This is a genomic window from Dactylosporangium sp. NPDC000244 (assembly GCF_040300725.1).
GTDB lineage: Bacteria > Actinomycetota > Actinomycetes > Mycobacteriales > Micromonosporaceae > Dactylosporangium.
This window is the reverse complement of record NZ_JBEPEH010000013.1, coordinates 25,900-40,239: the sequence shown is the minus strand read 5'-3', so window position 1 is coordinate 40,239 and position 14,340 is coordinate 25,900. Positions and strand designations below refer to the sequence as shown.

Here is a 14,340-nt window from a genome sequence, read left to right as displayed (position 1 = left end):
CACAACTCGCTTCGCCGTCCCAAACTGCCTTCTCGCAATTCCGCCGTACGCCAAACCGGGAGCCGCACTATACAGGTGCCGACGTCTGGGTCGTACGGAACCCAACGAGAGCCAACCACCGCAGTTGCACATCGCGTCACCAGCTGGCATCACCGACCGGCGTGCCATGCGCGTCGCGCGTGCGGCCCGGCCGTGAAGAGCAGCCGTTCGATGTCGTCGGACCGGACCGCAGTATCAGTGCTGGTGCTGAGCTGGCCCGCCCAGACGGCTGCCTGCTCGAGGTACCGCGCGTAAGACGCCGCCGACCGGCGCTTGGCCCACTCCCCGGTGAGCGCCCAATGCGCCCACGCGGTCCACCGGTCGGTGATCAATGGCCCACATCGGTGGACGCGGTCGTAGCCGGTGAAATAGGCGACCTTCGTGCCGAACGCCGGCCCCAAGCCTCGCAACCCTGCGGTGCCTTCGAGCGTGGCCCAGGTCTGCACTGGAGAATCGGCCACCGCCCGCAGCGCGGTGATGAGTTGCGGGATCCGATCCGGTTCGGCGGCTTCGAGTATCGATCGGGTGCGGTACCAACCGTAGCCACTCGGCCCGAAACCCCAGGCCATCGCTGCGACGAACGACTCGTAGGGCTGCTGCGCAAATGCGAACACATCTGCCCGCGAAATCCACACGCATCCGTTGCCGTGTGGCAATCCGCCAGCGACCGCGTCAACGGACGACGCCAACGCGGTTCCGGCCAACCCGCTTCGCCAGGCCGCCGCATCCCAACGGACGCGCTGACCATCCGCGGCACCCAGCTCGTCGTGGAGCAGACGCAGGATGGCGGTCGGCATCGCCGGATCCGGAACTCGGCTGGCTGCTCGATCCTGGACCACAGCCGTCAACATGGCCGTCCAACTCGGTTCTGCCACGCCGTCGAGTCTCGATGGTGAGAGAGCCAGCCGCCATCAGCTCTTCGAGCGCCTTGCGTGACAGTGCCGGGCGGGCGTCACCACCCGGTCGTGCAGCACACCGACCCCCACACCTGGTAGCTCGCCGGTTGCTCGAGAGTTCGACAGCTCGAGCAACCTAAACGGCCGGCGCAACGACCTGACGGTCGTGAGAACCGAGGACAGGGGTATCGCAAATGCTCTGAGCTGCTCAAACATCGCTTGACGGAAAGTCGTTGCAGGCATCCGCGACCGGACCGGTACCCCTGTACAACGCGGGCTGCTAGCTCAATGGCAGAGCAGTGGACTTTTAATCGTCGGGGATATCGAGAACCCTGATGCGCTGCGGAGATAGCGAGTCACTGTGTCCAGTGTGGAACCGGATTGCTCGCGGGTTGCTCATCTGTTCGAGGTGGGTCGCATCCGGACCGATGGGCCAACCACACGGCGGCCGGGCCGTGGGCGGTCTTTTCGGGTCTGCGGTGATCGACTCTCGCGGCGCATAATGCGTCGGTGCACAAGCCCCTCTTATCCGGAATGACGGCGGCGGCGGCCGGTGCGGCGGTGGCCCTCGTGGCCGCCGCCCACCCCGCCGCCGCCGGCGCGGCCTCGGCGCGGCCGGTCGTCTTCGTGGCCGACCGCAACAGCAACTGTCTGGACGTCTTCGACGGCACCACCAACGATCTGCTGACATGCTTCGGCACCGGCGCCGGCCCGACCTCGGTCGTGACGTCGCCGGACGGTCAGTGGGTCTACGCGACCAACAGCGACGCCGGCACGGTATCTAAGATCAACACTTCCACAGGCTCGATCGTCGCCACCGTGCCGGTCGGTGTCTCGCCCGGCAGCATCGCGATCTCGCCGGACGGCAAGCGGGTCTACGCCACCGGGGGCGGTCTGGTCAACATGATCGACACCGCCACCGGCAAGGTCGTCGCCCAGCTCGGCGGCAACGGCGGCGCCCAGGACATCGCGGTGGCCCCGGACGGCAATCACGTCTATGTCACCGACGTCGTCGACGACGAGGTGGTGGTGATCGACACCACCACCGACAAGGCGACGGGGACAATCGCCGTCGGTGACGCGCCGGTGCAGATCGCGGTGGCGCCGGACAGCAAGCACGCCTACACCACGAACGGCGGGGCCGGCACCGTTTCGGTGATCGACCTCACGGCCAAGGTGGTCACCGCGACCGTCCCGGTCGACGCGAACCCGGTCGGCATCGCCGTCGCGCCGGACGGCAGGCAGGCCTACGTCACCGGCTGGGCCACCGACACCGTGAAGGTCATCGACCTGGCGACGAACACGGTCACCAAGACCGTCACGGTGGGCCGCGATCCGCAGGACGTAGGCGTCTCGCCCGACGGCAAGAAGGTGTACGTCGGCAACACGGGAGACGGCACCGTCTCGGTGATCGACGCCGCCACCAACACGGTGGTCGGCACCGAGCCGACCGCTGGTCGGCCGCTCGGCATCGCGTTCGCGACTGTGCAGCCGATGCCCCCGGCGGCGGGCCTCGAGCTCAACCTCAACGGCGAGGACGGGCAGATCGCCTGGAGCGCCGCCGGGTCCATCAGGGGGTTCAGCCACATCAGCGTGTACACCCTGAACTTCGGCGACGGTACCGCCACCTCTACCACCGAGCGGGCGGGCTTCCACACCTACACCCGGGGCGGCACCTACACGGTGACGCTGACGGTGTTCGGCTACGGCGGCACCGGCAGCAGCAGCGTGAGCAAGCAGATCACCGTCAGCCCGATGGTCCGCCGGTTCGCCCTGCTCTCCCGGGACACGCTGCGTTACGTCACCGCGGAGGCCGGCGGCAGCCAGCCGCTCGTCGCCAACCGCACCGCGCCCGGCCAGTGGGAGTACATCGACCAGTTCGACGCGGGCAACGGCGACTACGTGCTGCGATCCGAGGCCAACGGCCGCTACCTCACGGTCGACGCGGCCGGTCGCCTGACGGCGAACGCCGGCACCGTCGTCGGCGCGACCCGCTTCGGTGTGGTCGAGGGCCCCGACGGCCTGTTCAGCTTCATCGTCCAGGCCACCGGCAAGTACGTGAGCAGCAACAACGGCGCCGGCCCGCTGACCGCGGACCGGACCGCGATCGGCCAGTGGGAGCAGTTCTACGAGACCCTCTGGACGGGCTCCCTCTACGCCTACATCAACAACCGTTACGTCACCGCGGAGGCAGGCGGCAGCCAGCCGCTCATCGCCAACCGCACCAGCCCCGGCCCGTGGGAGCGGGTCGACTGGATCTACCTCGGCGACCACGGCAACGACTTCGCATTGTTCTCCCGGGCCAACGGCCGCTTCGTCACCGCGGAGGCCGGCGGCGCTCAGCCGCTGATCGCCAACCGCACCGTGGTCGGCCCGTGGGAAAAGTTCCACGCGGGCGCCTTCGAGGGCGCGCTGACGATCCAGGCGAACGCGAACGGCCGCTACGTGACCGCGGAGGCCGGCGGCAATCGCCCGCTCATCGCCAACCGTGCGGCGCTCGGCGACTGGGAGAAGTTCAGCTACCTCGCTTGATCACGGGCGGCGCCAGCGGCCCCGCTCCTGGCGCCGACCTCGTCGATAGGTCGGCGTCCCGCCACGGGACCGGTCCACCAGAAACCGAGGTGTCCGAGACGGAGCTGGTCATCCACTGCGACGACGGCCCCCGCAGCCTGCGACGCACCACCGACCAGCCCGTCACCCGGATCAAAGCCCGCAGGCCCCGCAAGACCGACCTTCTCTCGGCCGAGGCGCTACCAACCGCACAGTCGCTCCGCGCCACCACGATGCACGACCTCGCCACGCTGCCCCCGCCGCAAAGTCGGGCTCCACGCCCCAGGTTGTCGCTGGAATGATGACGACCATGGAGACCTTCGAGGGCCGTGCCTGGCTGGAGTGGTGGGCGAACTCGTCCACCCTGCTCGGCAGCGTCGAGGTGGCAGTCGTGATCACCACCAGCGGCGCCGGCTGGGACGCCCATGGCTTCCTCGCCAGCGACAACGACGAAGACCGCGACGGCTTCGCCTTCCTCTGCGACCTCGATCCCGTCTTCATGCTGCGATTCGAAGACGAGAGCACTGTCGCCGTGACCGTGCACCCCACCGATCAGCATCGCCGGTTCACCCTCACCGAGTACACCGGACCGGCTTGGCGTTCGATCGAGCACCACATCGATCTTTTGACAGCGCCACTCCCGAGCACGTCTACGATGAAACGTCCCGAAATTTCCTAGGCCACCTGTCCAACATCAGGTGAGACGGAAACGTCAAGCATGTGGTGGGACTCGACATTCGTGCATCCGGCCCTGCCGGCAGGCCCGGCGTCGGGGCCGGCCGCGGCCGCGGACGCGTCGGCAGCCTGGTTGCTCGAGGGTTGCTCGAGAGTTGAGCGCCTACACCACAACCCGTCACACGAGCGGCACCGTACGTGTCACACTGAGTGATGTCGTCTGGCAAAATAGCCTTTGAGCTGGGCAAACGTAGATGGCCGGAAAGTCGTTGCAGTCATCATCGGACGGCCCGGTACCCTGTAAACCTCGGGCTGCTAGCTCAATGGCAGAGCAGTGGACTTTTAATCCATTGGTTCAGGGTTCGAGTCCCTGGCGGCCCACATTTTCGCAGCTTGGGCGGGATGCGCTGCTACTCGGCTGTGCGGCCAACGCGGTTTGCCGCATCGGACGCTGCGAGCCCCGAGCCTGGATTCGTTACGCCGCTCTGCGATCAACTTGCGGGCCGATGACGAGGGACGAGTGCCGCTGCGGCGTCGGCCTTAGCACGTTCGGTCTCGAGTTCGAGGACGATCGAAGTGTATGTGTCAGATGTGAGAGTGACCGATGAGTGGCCAAGGGTCTCCTGGATGTCTTTCATGTCGGCGCCGGAGGCTTTGAGGAAGGTGGCGGCGCAGTGGCGTAGATCGTGAAGTCGGATCGGTGGGAGCCCGGCGGCGCGGACAAGTTGATCGAAGCGTTTGGTGATCTGGTCAGGGTGCCAAGGCTGCCCGTCGGGCTGGACGAAGAACGTGCCGGTTGCGGGCCAGTCAGGGCCGCCGACGAGTTGCCAGCGTGCGCGGCGTGCGCGGTAGGCGCGCAGCGCAACCAGGGACGATGCATCGAGCAGGATGGTGCGGTCGCCGGCTCGGCTTTTGACCTTCTTGCGGATCGGTTGGTAGTTGACGGTGGCGATTTGTTCGGAGATCGCCAGGAGTCCGGTGTCGAGGTCGAGGTCGGCGTCGCGGACGCCGGCGGCTTCGCCGCGGCGGAGTCCGCGGTGCAGGATGAGGACGTAGAGCGGGTACAGGACGATGTCGTGGCGTTCGGCGTGGTCGAGGAAGGCGCCGGCCTGCTGCGGGGTCCAGACCATGACGCTGCTGGGCCGTTCGCCGGTGGTACGCCAGTGTGCGACGGCGGCGTTCGTCCACACTCTCGCTCGGGGCCGGTCCGCGGCCGGGAGTTCGATGTGGGCCGCGGGGTTGAATTCGATGAGTCGGTGGGTGCGCATGGCGTCGTTGAGGGCTTTGCGGAGTGTCGCGCGGATGCGGTGCATCGTGGCTGGGGACACGTTGCGGATGCCTTTGACGCCGGCGCGGACGGTGGGGTCGTCGCTGCTGCGGGCGATGTCGGCCTGGATGTTGCGGTCGATGATGGCGGCGAACATGCGCTGGACGTGGGCGACGCGGAGTTGGTCGATGGCCAGGTCGCCGAGGTGGGGGATGAGGTAGTTGCGGATGTGTCCGCCGTAGGCGTGCACGGTGGTGGCTTCGATCCGCTTGCGGCTGGTGATCCATTGCTGCAGGTAGGTGGCGATGGTCATGGAGGCGCTGGCGGAGACGCCGGCGCGGACGCGGCGGGCGACGAAGTCCTGGTCGGGCAGTGGATGGCTCGGTTTGATGCTGGTGATGAGGTCACCGATTTCGGTGGCGACGTCGGCGTCGCCGTTGGCGAGTCCGATGAGGGCTTTGGCGTGGTTGAGGACGTTGGTGGCGGTGTCGCGCTCGGTGAAGCCGCGGCGGCGCAGGGTGCGGCGTTTGCCGTCGCGGTCGGGTGGCAGGTCGAGTTGCAGGGCCCACATGCCGTGGGTGGCGCTCCAGGCGCCGCCGGGGCGGCGGAGCTTGGGACAGTGCTGGCCGATCTTGCGACCGGTGTCGTCGCGGCATGAGCAGTACCGGTAGACGGATCCATCCGCCATGGTGGATGTGCTCCTTCATATGTGTGCTGGTCGGGTAGTGCTGCGGATTGCGGCTGGTTGATCGACGCTCCGCTTGGCGGATGGATCAAGTCGCCGGCGGCGGTTCCGGCGGAGGACTCGGTTCGGGCGGCATGTGGAGGGCGGCGAGGATCGCGGGGACCGGGATGCGGTAGCGGCCGCCGAAGCGCAAGACGGGCACGGGGAACCGTCCGGCCTTGATGAGGTCGTAGGCGACGGATCGGGACAGCTTGAAGATCGCGGCGGCGGTCGGGACGTCGGTGACGGTGCCGAGCGCGCGGATCCGTGCAGCCGTCCATTCGCTCTCGAGCGGGTCGCCGGGGTTGGGAGCCTGGGGCATGGCATTTTCCTTCGCTGTTGCTGATCGGCGGTGTGCCGACGGACGCGAGGGACCGCCGGCACGGCCGGGGATCGGTTAGTAATGGCGGCTGGTGTCAGGTGCGGGGCCAGCGGCTTGGGTTGAGCAGCTGGCAGAGTGCGGCGATGGCGTGTTGCGGTACGACGCCGTTGCCGAGCACGCGCAGGGCTCGGGTGCGGGGGATACGGAGGTCTGGGTGGGTGACCCACTGGTCGGGTAGGCCCATGAGCCATTCGACGAAGGGCGGGGCGAGCACGGGTGTGCCGTGTCGGCCTGGTTGCGATGGTGGCGGTGCGGGCCGGCCGATGAGGTGTTCCCAGCGAGCGACGGCGGCGGCGAAGCGGCCCCACCGGTCTTCGTCCGGTCCGCCGGCGCCCGCCGGGCTGTCGGCTTGCGGTGTCGGGTCGAGGCGTACGGCGGTGGATGGCAGGGTGAGGTCGCCGCGCGAGCCGCGTTGCCCGGGGCAGCCTTTGGTGCCGTCCGTCGCGCGTGGAGTGGGCAGCAGCGTGTACTGCATGCAGGGCCTGGCCGGTGGCCGCTGGCCGGCGCCCAGCGGGTCGCTTGCGTGTCGGAGCGGCAGGGTTGTGGCGGCGGCGGGTAGGAGGTGGTGGCGGGTGCCGCGGGGCTCGATGAGGTCGGTCAGGCCGTACTGGTGGCCGACGCCGCGGCCGTCACGGGCGCAGGGGGTCGGCAGGGTCGGTGCGGTGGCGGAGGCGGTGCTGGTCGGCGGCCAGCAGGAACAGCCGGTCTCGGCGGTGGGCTGCGCCGATGTCGGATGCGCGTAGGCATAGCCAGCGTGTGTCGTACCCGAGCGTGGCCAGGTCGGCGTGGACGACGTTGAAGCCGCGGTGGAGCAGGGCGGCGACGTTCTCCACGAAGACGAGTGGTGGTCGAAGGATGCGAACGGCGTCGGCGACGGCGGTCCACAGGCTGGAGTGTTCGCCGGTGATGCCGGCGCGTTTCCCGGCGTTGGAGATGTCCTGGCAGGGGAAGCCGGCGGTGAGGAGTTCGACGGGTTCGGTGCGGGTCCAGTCGGTGGTGCGGATGTCGCCGAGGTTGGGGATGTCGGGCCAGTGGCGGGCGCAGACGGCTTGGGCGTGGGGGTTGGTCTCGGCGTACCAGATGAGCTGGCCGCCGAGGACGAACTCGGCGGCGAGGTCGAGTCCTCCGTAGCCGGTGCACAGCGACCCGATCCGCGGCCCGTTCCCGCCCGCGCCGTTCGTGCTGGCCGGAGCGCCGGGTCTGGCGGCGGTGGGTTGGTCACTCACGCCACCTCCCGCGTCTGGAGGTCGCCGCCGGCGGGACTTGCCGGGTGGGGGCAGGTCCATGGCCCGCATCCGGGACTGTCGGTGTCGCCCGGCGGTTTGGGCCGTAGGAAGGCCTGGTCGAGGGGGACGCGCTGGCGGTGCAGGAAGAACTGGCCGCGGAGCGGGTGCCCGGCGGCGGTGGCCCGGGCGGACCCGTGGCGGATCGCGGCGTCGAAGGCGACGGCATCGGCCCACTCGCTGGGGCTTTCGGCTTGCAGCCGGGCCCAGAAGCCGTCGTCGTGGTACGGGCACCCGATGCAGGACGACTTCCCGACTTCGGCCAGGCCGTGCTGCTGCAGGTAGGCGAGGCAGTCGCTGCGCCGCCAGCCACGGTCGAGGAGCGGGAAGACGTTGCGCATGTAGGCGACGTCGGCGTCGCGGGCGCGGTGGATCTCGTCGACGGAGATCCCGATGGCCATCTCGGCGACCAGCCCGGCCGGGACCCGGCGCGGGTGCGGGTAGCCGAGCCGGCGCCGGACCTCGGCCTTGATGGGGCGGATCTTGTATTCGTTGGTGCACTGGCGGCGGGCCATGCCGTGTTCGCCGTTCGGGCCGAGGGTGAACAGCGGCATCGAGGCGAAACGGTGGCCCGGGTCGAGCACATCGTGGCGGATGTGACCCGCGGACACGCGGATGACCGGGATGCCGGCCGCGGCGGCGAGCCGCTCGAGGCGCTGGAGGTGGGTGTAGACGGCGGCGGGTTCCCAGCCGGTGTCCGCGAAGATCGCGGCGTCGAATGGCGGCATATCGCCGCGGGCGGCCAGCAGCAGGCAGGCCGAGCTCTGTACGCCAGCGCCGAGGGAGAGATAGCGGTGGGCGCCCGTCATCGGCGCCCCCGGGCGGGAACAGCGGAGGTGTCGGGGATCGGGCTGGTGGGTTTGGTGAAGACGAGGACGTCTTCGTGGGCGATCAGATGCAGGGGTGTGCCCGCAGCCCGGGCTTTGCGGACGGATTGGAGCTGGAAGAACGACGGGCGGGCGACGAGCTGGCCGTCGCGGACGGCGGCGAGCAGCGCGACGCAGCGTTCGGTCGGGACGAGTCCGGCGCGGATGCCGGCGCCGATGACCGCGGAGGGCAGGTCGGCGAGCTCGCCGCGTTTGCGCCAGGGCCGGGCGGTGACCACGACGGTCCCGCCGGGGCGCAGCAGCGTCGCGCAGCCGGCCAGAATCTGCGCGAACCCGTCGGTGAGGCCGGTGAGGTCGCGGTAGGCGAGGTTGCCGCGGTCGGATCCGTCGTTGTAGTGGTTGTTGCGGACGTCGAGGTCGTCGCCGACGGCGACGTGGCCGTGCACGGTCGGCCCGTAGGGCGGCGACGTGACGACGAGTGCGACCTGCCCGGTGAGAGCGGCCGGGACGAGGGCCAGGATGGCGGTGGCGTCCCCGCGGATCACCCCGCCGCGGCCGGGTGCGTCCTGGGTGCGGGCGTGGCGCAGGTTGGCGTCGGCGATGTCGGACCAGCGGGACTCGTACTCGACGCCGAGCGCGTCCCGGCCGGCGTGGACGGCTTCGACGAGTGTGGTGCCGATCCCGCACATCGGGTCCAGGACCAGGTCGCCGGGTGCGGTGTAGGCGGTGATGGCGTGCGCGGCGATGGCGGGCAGCATCCTGGCCGGGTGCTGGGTGGACTCGGGCAGGTACCGGCCGCGGCGTTGCACCGGCCCGGTCTGCTGTGCGGTCGCCCACACCGAGAGCCCCTCCGGTACCGCCGGCCCGCCGCTGCCGGTGGTGCGGCGTCTACCCATGGCGGGCACCGCCGTGTCGGCCGGGCCGGTTCCGCTCACGCGTCACCGCCGCCAGCGCAGTCGGGGTGAAGACGAGCAGGTCGGCGTGGACGCGCAGGTGCGCCACCGTCCACTGCTGCCCCGCGTCGGCGGCTTGGGCGCGGGACAGGGTGAGCAGTTCCTCGTCGTCGAGGTGGTAGACGAACGCGTCGCCGTGCTCGCCGCTGACGTCCGCCGCCACGGCGACGATGTGCTGCAGGTAGCCCAGCCCGGCATGGGCGGCGGCGGTGACGATGGGGGAGAAGTCCTCCGGCCGGACTTGCCCGCCGGGCGCACCGGCGACGACAAGCACGAGGCAACCGCCCAGGCGCAGCAGCTCCCGGCCCGTGTCCAGGAGCCAGGCCAGCCGAACCCGGCCGGTGGCCGGGTCCGCGTCGAGAGGCCACCCGGCAACGACGAGGCTGGTCAGCCCGGCCAGGCCAGCGCTGTCGGGCACGGGCTGCACCGGCGACGGGTCGTGTGGCGGCATGTCGGCGTCGGTCAGGTCGTCGCCGAACCATCCGCCCCGCACGGCAGGCGTCGCCGCGTGGCGGGTGTCGTCGTCGGACGGGTCGATGCGGGTGACGCGGGCCGGCCGGGCGCCGTGGTGGGGTACCGGCTGGTCGGTGTCGGTTTCGTCATCGGCCGCGTCGGCGCCGCCGTTTGCCGTGATGGTGGTGGCGGGGCCGACGATGAGGGACGCGACGTCGGTGAACCAGGCCGGGTGGTGACGGCGGCCGCCTGCGGTGCAGGCGGTGGTGAGGATGTGGTCGCCGGTGAGGTCGACGACGATGTCGGCGGGGCGGCTGTAGGCGGCGACGAGCCGCCGCGCCAGCCGGGCGGGCATCGACGCGCCGCGGTCGCCGCCGGTGCGGGCGGTCCGCCAGACGGTGATCGGCACCGGCGGGTCGCCGGCGACCAGGTCGATCAGCGGTCGCTCGCCGCTGGCGGCGTTCGCCGGATCGTTGGTGGGGTGGTGCGGTGGATGCTGGGTCATATGGCTGTCGGCTCCACGCCGCGCCGTGACGCGCTGACATCCTCCTATCTGGATCTGTGTGTCGTGCCGAACGCCACGAACACCCACGAGCGCTCACAGCTCTCACCGTGATCGGCAGCCCCGCTCACAACAACACCGCACACGCTCACAGCTACGGAGCCGCGCTGTCGCAATCCGAGCTCCGGGATGCATCTGCCGCGCCTGTCAAGACACGCTCACTCGCAGCAGCTCACAGCCAGCTCGCCGCTCACAACAACGGCTCACGACAGGACCCGGCCGCTCACCACCGCCGACAGGAGCGGCCCGTCTTGCACACAGCCGCACCGCGGACCTCCGTTGATGCTCGCGCGGCGTCGGCGCACCGCGCCCCTGGGCGCCCCAGGCTGGATCAAGGAGGCTGCCGAGGTTGGCACTGCCTAGTACGGCTGGTGTCACGACGTGGCATCCGATGGGCGCCGTGTCGTCGGCTGACAGGCAGTGCGGCAGGGAAGCCGAGGACCGCTCGATGACGCGCCGCGGCTGTCACAGACGAGGTTGATCCGGCGTTGTGACAGCCGCCGGAGCGCCCCGGCAGTGTCAGGTGTGAGTCGGCGTGCGTGTCCCGTCCAGTCGCCGCCGCGACGGGTGGCTCGCCTGCCGCGCGGTGACAGCGCTGCCCGTGCGGGTGTGTCACGGCGCTGTGTCACGGGCGCGTGCCGGTGTCACAGCGCAGCTCAGCGCCAGTGACACGCACGGACGTCAACGAAGAGCGTCGATGATATAGGTCGTATGACACGACGTCGGCGTGACGTGTCTCAGGACGGCGCCGAACGGGTCGTGACCGGCGGTGTGGGTGTCACGTGAGCGGCGTCTGGCGCACTGCAACGACATGACCCGCCGAGTCTAGCCGCCGGTGTCATGCCGTTGACCGCCCGGCTTGAGGAGTTTCCATGATCGTGTCCGCCGCTGCTGGCCGTGACACCACCGCCGAGCCCGACACCGACCGCGTCGCGGACGGCGAAGGGTGGCCGTCGTCGCCGTTCACGTGCGTCGATGTTGCGTTCGCAGCGCTGACGTGCGACCCGGACCCGCTGCGTATCGACCTGTCCCACCTCGACCCGGACCTCGGCCTGCCGGCCGGGGCGATCAACGTGGCCGACCTGCGCCGGTGGATGGCCGCACACCCCAGGCACTGGCCGGCGCTCGACGCGGTGTGGCGGGAGCTGATCACCCGTGCCCGTCTCGACGGGCCGGCCTGGGTCGTCACCGCGACGGCCCTCGCGTTGCCGGCCCTCGTGCGGCATGCCGCCGCCCTGGTCGCGGGCGGCTGGCACGGCGACCCCGACGACGTCGACGCTGAGGTCCTCACCGGATTCCTCGCGGCGCTGCGCGACCACGTCGACACGGCCCGCCCGGCCCCGTATGCGGGCCTGTGCCGGGCCGGGTATCGGGCCGGGCTGGCGTTGGTCGCGCAGCAGCGCGAGCTGATCCTGGTCGAGGATTTGGAGGCGATCGTGGCCGGGCCGCGGGTCCCGCAGCGGCCGTGGGGCCACCCCGATCTGCTCGTGCGCCGTGCGGTCGAGCTCGGGCTGCTCGACCAGGCCGACGAACAGTCCTACATCGACATCCGCTTGGGTCGCCGGGCGATCGAGCCGATCGCCGTCCGGCTCGGCGTCACTACCGACGCGTTGCGGATGCGGCTGCGCCGGGTCGACACCCGCATCGCGCACGCGCTCGCCGACGGCGTCCTGACCGGGACGGTCGTGCCGCAGGCCCAGCGGGCGCTCGCTCGCCAGGCCGACCGGTCTCGCAGTGCCCGCGCCGGTCGCGGCGCCGCCGGACCGGCCGGGCTCGCCGCCGCCTGAGCCAGCCGCCACCCGCAACGAGCCGTGTCACCGACCCGCACAGGGGTCCGTGACACGGCTCGTTCGTGCTCCGGCCATGGCGGCGGCGAGCGGTCAAAGCACATCCCCCGGCTGCCCTGGCACGCGGCTCGGTGTGAGCGGTCTGTGGGCGGTTGCCGGCGTTCGCCGCTGCTCACACCGCCGGATAGGTGGGTGCAGGGCCTCCCGAACCGGGCGTACACATTCGTCCGCGATGGGGGTGCTGCCCGCCGCCGGGCACGTCTTCGGCAGCGAGTGCCGTGCCGGCTGATGCGCCCGGGTGCCGCGCCTGCGTGATGCGCTGACACCTCATCTCCAGCCGACCCGTAAGGGAGGACGAGCTCCTCCCGGGCACATCGCCGGCACGCGCTCGCATCACCGGATGGCTCGGCGGCTGCCTTGTCCGTCGTCGCTCGAGTATTCGCCCCGCCCAGCCAGGCCCCGTTCCCGCCGCGCCGCTCGCGCGTTGGGACCGGGCCGGTGCCGGCGCGGGGCGGGAGGTGACCTCCATGCCCCGCATCCTTCGGCCGCGCGTCCAATCCCCACACGCCACGGACCCCGCACCGTCCGGTAGCGCCGCCACCGCCGTATCGCGGTGTGCACACCTCGCACCCCAGCGCCTGCAGCGCGGCGCGATCGCATGGACGGCCGCCGCTGTGGCCGGCGTCCTGATCGCGGTCCCGTCTCCGGCGTTCGCCGATCCCGCCGGCCCGGTCGTGGTGGCCGCGAACACGCTGCCGGTCGTCATCGGCAACCTGCAGGCCTGGGTCATGGGGCTGCTCGCCGCGGTGGCCAGCCTGTTCCTGGTCCTGGCCGGCGTCTACTGGGCGACCGCCGGCGGCGACCCAGCCCAGGTCGACAAGGGCAAGAGCGCGTTGAAGAACGCCCTGGTCGGCTATGGCCTCGCGGTCCTCGCGCCGGTGCTGCTCGAGGTCGTCAAAGGCATCGTCGGAGCCTGATCATGGACTGGCTCTTCGACGGCATCCTCAACGCCTTCGCGAAGGCGATCCTGGCATGCGCCGACGCGCTGACCGGGTTGATCACCGGCGCGTTGCTGATCAGCCCCGAGGTCACCGGCCTGCCGCAGGTCCAGGCGCTGACCGGCCGGTCGGTGCTGATCGTCGACAGCATCTTCGTGCTGTTCTTCATCGCCGCCGGGGTGCTGACGATGACCGCCGGCGGCGACGACCGGGCCCGTTACACCGCCAAGGACCTGGTGCCGCGGTGCTTCGTCGGGTTCGTCACCGCGCACTTCTCGCAGCTCTGGTGCGGTGAGCTGATCCGGTTGGCGAACGCGCTGACCACGGCGTTGACCCAGGACGACCTGACCGGCGACGGGCAGACCCGGCCCGCCGCGCTGCCGGCGATCAAGACGAACCTGGTCGCGGCGCAGAACCAGACGACCGGGGTGCTGTTCTGCGTGTGCGGGGTCCTGATCCTGATCCTGCTCGGGTCGGCAGCGTTCTCGATGATCACCCGGTATGCGGTGCTGCTGATCCTCACCGCGGCCGCACCGCTTGCGTTGGCCTGTCACGCGCTGCCGCAGACCGATCCGGTCGCCCGGCTGTGGTGGCGCTCCTACACGGGTGTCCTCGCGGTCCCGGTGGCGCAGGGGCTGACGTTGTATGCGGGGCAGTGGATGCTCACCGACAGCTCGGCGATGCTCCCGGCCCTGGGTCTGCCGGTCGATCCGGGCGGTGTGATGAACCTGTTCGTGGTGATGGTGCTGCTGTGGACGACGGTGAAGGTGCCGTCGCTGCTGGGCCGGTTCGCCACGTCGGGCGGGCAGCGGCCGAACGCCTTCGGGGCGGTCGTGCGGGTCGTCGTGGTCCAGCAGTTGTCGCGGGCCGTGCCGGGCATCGGCCGGGCCGCCCGGGCGGTGATCCGATGACCCGCCCCACCCGGCAAGCCGCTGACGACGGGC

13 protein-coding genes and 1 tRNA gene are annotated in these 14,340 nt (G+C 70.6%); 6 read left to right on the top strand and 8 right to left on the bottom strand.

Annotated elements, in window-relative coordinates; genetic code table 11:
• Positions 1 to 149: 149 nt before the first annotated feature.
• Entirely contained in the window at positions 150 to 836 is a 687-nt protein-coding gene (locus ABT369_RS19670; RefSeq protein WP_350613732.1) for an 8-oxoguanine DNA glycosylase OGG fold protein, read from the bottom strand.
• A gap of 609 nt (positions 837 to 1,445) precedes the next feature.
• Here ABT369_RS19670 and ABT369_RS19665 point away from each other — a divergent pair.
• The 3 genes from ABT369_RS19665 (at position 1,446) to ABT369_RS19655 (ending at position 4,541) form a co-directional block, all read left to right on the top strand.
• Positions 1,446 to 3,467 carry a cytochrome D1 domain-containing protein gene (locus tag ABT369_RS19665; RefSeq protein ID WP_350613730.1) on the top strand — a complete coding sequence of 674 codons (2,022 nt, stop codon included), beginning with the start codon at positions 1,446 to 1,448 and terminating at the stop codon, positions 3,465 to 3,467.
• Between the two features lie 328 nt (positions 3,468 to 3,795).
• Entirely contained in the window at positions 3,796 to 4,164 is a 369-nt protein-coding gene (locus ABT369_RS19660; RefSeq protein WP_350613728.1) for a hypothetical protein, read from the top strand.
• A gap of 305 nt (positions 4,165 to 4,469) precedes the next feature.
• Positions 4,470 to 4,541 (top strand) — tRNA-Lys (locus ABT369_RS19655).
• Between the two features lie 110 nt (positions 4,542 to 4,651).
• Here ABT369_RS19655 and ABT369_RS19650 read toward each other — a convergent pair.
• The 7 genes from ABT369_RS19650 to ABT369_RS19620 form a co-directional block, all read right to left on the bottom strand.
• Positions 4,652 to 6,115, bottom strand: a complete 1,464-nt coding sequence (locus tag ABT369_RS19650; RefSeq protein WP_350613727.1) for a tyrosine-type recombinase/integrase — start codon at positions 6,113 to 6,115, stop codon at positions 4,652 to 4,654.
• A gap of 85 nt (positions 6,116 to 6,200) precedes the next feature.
• Positions 6,201 to 6,473 carry a helix-turn-helix transcriptional regulator gene (locus ABT369_RS19645; RefSeq protein ID WP_350613726.1) on the bottom strand — a complete coding sequence of 91 codons (273 nt, stop codon included), beginning with the start codon at positions 6,471 to 6,473 and terminating at the stop codon, positions 6,201 to 6,203.
• A gap of 94 nt (positions 6,474 to 6,567) precedes the next feature.
• Entirely contained in the window at positions 6,568 to 7,008 is a 441-nt protein-coding gene (locus ABT369_RS19640; protein WP_350613725.1) for a hypothetical protein, read from the bottom strand.
• A 154-nt stretch (positions 7,009 to 7,162) separates the two neighbouring features.
• The gene (locus tag ABT369_RS19635; protein WP_350613723.1) at positions 7,163 to 7,759 is read right to left on the bottom strand and encodes a DNA cytosine methyltransferase; all 597 of its coding nucleotides are present in this window, start codon (positions 7,757 to 7,759) and stop codon (positions 7,163 to 7,165) included.
• Positions 7,756 to 8,625: a hypothetical protein gene (locus tag ABT369_RS19630; protein WP_350613721.1), complete on the bottom strand. Its 870-nt coding sequence runs from the start codon at positions 8,623 to 8,625 to the stop codon at positions 7,756 to 7,758. Before ABT369_RS19630 ends, ABT369_RS19635 begins: the two co-directional genes overlap by 4 nt.
• Positions 8,622 to 9,539, bottom strand: coding sequence for a TRM11 family SAM-dependent methyltransferase (locus ABT369_RS19625; RefSeq protein WP_350613720.1), 918 nt, complete (start codon positions 9,537 to 9,539; stop codon positions 8,622 to 8,624). The genes ABT369_RS19630 and ABT369_RS19625 overlap by 4 nt, the downstream gene beginning before the upstream one ends.
• Entirely contained in the window at positions 9,532 to 10,554 is a 1,023-nt protein-coding gene (locus tag ABT369_RS19620) for a hypothetical protein (RefSeq protein ID WP_350613719.1), read from the bottom strand. Before ABT369_RS19620 ends, ABT369_RS19625 begins: the two co-directional genes overlap by 8 nt.
• A gap of 929 nt (positions 10,555 to 11,483) precedes the next feature.
• Here ABT369_RS19620 and ABT369_RS19615 point away from each other — a divergent pair.
• The 3 genes from ABT369_RS19615 to ABT369_RS19605 all read left to right on the top strand — a co-directional run bounded on the left by ABT369_RS19615 (position 11,484) and on the right by ABT369_RS19605 (position 14,307).
• Positions 11,484 to 12,398 (top strand): hypothetical protein, encoded by a 915-nt coding sequence (locus tag ABT369_RS19615; protein WP_350613718.1) that lies wholly within the window; start codon positions 11,484 to 11,486, stop codon positions 12,396 to 12,398.
• Between the two features lie 653 nt (positions 12,399 to 13,051).
• Positions 13,052 to 13,375: a pilin gene (locus ABT369_RS19610; protein WP_502891798.1), complete on the top strand. Its 324-nt coding sequence runs from the start codon at positions 13,052 to 13,054 to the stop codon at positions 13,373 to 13,375.
• A 2-nt stretch (positions 13,376 to 13,377) separates the two neighbouring features.
• Positions 13,378 to 14,307 carry a TrbL/VirB6 family protein gene (locus ABT369_RS19605; RefSeq protein WP_350613717.1) on the top strand — a complete coding sequence of 310 codons (930 nt, stop codon included), beginning with the start codon at positions 13,378 to 13,380 and terminating at the stop codon, positions 14,305 to 14,307.
• Positions 14,308 to 14,340 lie beyond the last annotated feature (33 nt).

Coding starts and splice junctions, on each gene's coding strand:
- ABT369_RS19630 (WP_350613721.1), bottom strand. CDS start 8,625: ATGACGGGCGCCCACCGCTATCTCTCCCTCGGCGCTGGCGTACAGAGC.
- ABT369_RS19620 (WP_350613719.1), bottom strand. CDS start 10,554: ATGACCCAGCATCCACCGCACCACCCCACCAACGATCCGGCGAACGCC.
- ABT369_RS19640 (WP_350613725.1), bottom strand. CDS start 7,008: ATGCAGTACACGCTGCTGCCCACTCCACGCGCGACGGACGGCACCAAA.
- ABT369_RS19660 (WP_350613728.1), top strand. CDS start 3,796: ATGGAGACCTTCGAGGGCCGTGCCTGGCTGGAGTGGTGGGCGAACTCG.
- ABT369_RS19605 (WP_350613717.1), top strand. CDS start 13,378: ATGGACTGGCTCTTCGACGGCATCCTCAACGCCTTCGCGAAGGCGATC.
- ABT369_RS19625 (WP_350613720.1), bottom strand. CDS start 9,539: ATGGGTAGACGCCGCACCACCGGCAGCGGCGGGCCGGCGGTACCGGAG.
- ABT369_RS19615 (WP_350613718.1), top strand. CDS start 11,484: ATGATCGTGTCCGCCGCTGCTGGCCGTGACACCACCGCCGAGCCCGAC.
- ABT369_RS19645 (WP_350613726.1), bottom strand. CDS start 6,473: ATGCCCCAGGCTCCCAACCCCGGCGACCCGCTCGAGAGCGAATGGACG.
- ABT369_RS19650 (WP_350613727.1), bottom strand. CDS start 6,115: ATGGCGGATGGATCCGTCTACCGGTACTGCTCATGCCGCGACGACACC.
- ABT369_RS19670 (WP_350613732.1), bottom strand. CDS start 836: ATGCCGACCGCCATCCTGCGTCTGCTCCACGACGAGCTGGGTGCCGCG.